This window comes from Lysinibacillus sp. GbtcB16, assembly GCF_019091145.1.
Lineage (GTDB): Bacteria > Bacillota > Bacilli > Bacillales_A > Planococcaceae > Lysinibacillus > Lysinibacillus fusiformis.
Map to the genome: position 1 here is coordinate 1 of NZ_JAGXJV010000054.1, position 1,578 is coordinate 1,578.

At 31.8% G+C, this 1,578-nt stretch carries 1 protein-coding gene; it reads left to right on the forward strand.

Features of this window, described 5'->3' with window-relative positions; translation table 11 throughout:
• Positions 1–439: 439 nt before the first annotated feature.
• Positions 440–1,333: a patatin-like phospholipase family protein gene (locus KVT27_RS23180; RefSeq protein ID WP_036149797.1), complete on the forward strand. Its 894-nt coding sequence runs from the start codon at positions 440–442 to the stop codon at positions 1,331–1,333.
• Positions 1,334–1,578 lie beyond the last annotated feature (245 nt).

Here is a 1,578-nt window from a genome sequence, read left to right on the forward strand (position 1 = left end):
GCGCCGATGGTAGTTGGGGGCTTCCCCCTGTGAGAGTAGGACGTCGCTAGGCAATAAAAACAGTCAGCTGTGTGCTGGCTGTTTTTTTATTTCATATAAAAAGTTTTTAAATTTTTTATTCGAAATAAAGTTTTTTATATAGATCTCCATTTATTTTATAGAGCAAATCTATTATAGGTACGTAAAAACTTTATGAAACGAATGACTAAATTAATAAATTGGAAGTGTTAATTGAAATGATATACACAATTTATGTTATATAATATTTTCTCATTTGTAAAAGAGGACACCAATCTATGAAATTGTTCCATTATCCTAAATACTATAATAATTCCTTTTTCAGTAATAGTTTGATTTCGACACTAAAATACAAATTTTAGTTCTAATCGTCAATTTCGATTCTTATAATATAAAGATTACGGAAAAAAGGAGAGGGAATATGTGGATTGATGGTGTGTTTTCTGGGGGAGGTTTGAAGGGTTTTGCACTCGTGGGAGCTTATCAAGTACTAGAAGCTGAAAATTTCCGTTTTAAACGTGTGGCTGGTACAAGTGCTGGGGCAATTTTAGCTGCGTTCATTGCTGCAGGATATAGCGGTAGAGAAATTGAAATTATGCTAGAAGAGTTAGATGTACCTTCATTACTCGATTCTAGAAGAACAATATTACCTTTCCCTTTTATGAAATGGATCAATGTTTATAACCATTTAGGTCTGTATAAAGGAAAGGCATTAGAAAAGTGGTTCTTCAAAAAATTGGCTGAAAAAGGTGTCTATACTTTTGGAGATCTACCCAAAGATTCACTAAAGCTAGTCGCTTCAGATATAACTAATGGTAGAATAATTGTATTACCAGACGATTTACACAAATATCAAATAGATGCCAATAATTTTTCAGTTGCTTGTGCTTTACGTATGAGCTGTGGTATACCATTTTTCTTTGAACCGGTTACATTAAAGACAGGCAAAGGTGAGTCGGTAATTGTAGATGGAGGTGTTTTAAGTAATTTCCCTTTATGGATTTTTGACGATAGGGAGGGGAGAAAAGTACGACCCATTTTAGGTCTGAAATTGAGTAGACGGAGAGAGGAACAGTGTCCTCATGAAATAAAAAATGGATTAAATTTATTTGAAGCATTATTTTCGACTATGAAAGATGCGCATGATGAAAGATATATATCAAGAAGACATGAAAGAGATATTATTTTTATTCCTGTAGAAGATTACAGTGCTACGCAATTTGATTTAAATGAAGAAACAAAAGAAACACTCTTAGAAATAGGAAGGAATCGTACTATTCAATTTTTAAGAAACTGGCCTCGACTAAGATTATAAAAAAGATTTATAAAAACTATTGACCATTGAAAATAAGCATGTTATTATATAAAAGTTGCTGTTGAGATATGCAACTACTAAAATATAAAAAATAAAATAACTGTTTGACAAACATTATAAAACATGTTATTATATAAAAGTTAGCTCTTAACAAAGTAGCGAACATCAAAATGAACCTTGAAAACTGAACAAGCAAAACGTAATCAATAAAGTTTTAAGTAGCTAGCCTAGCTAGTGAACGAAAC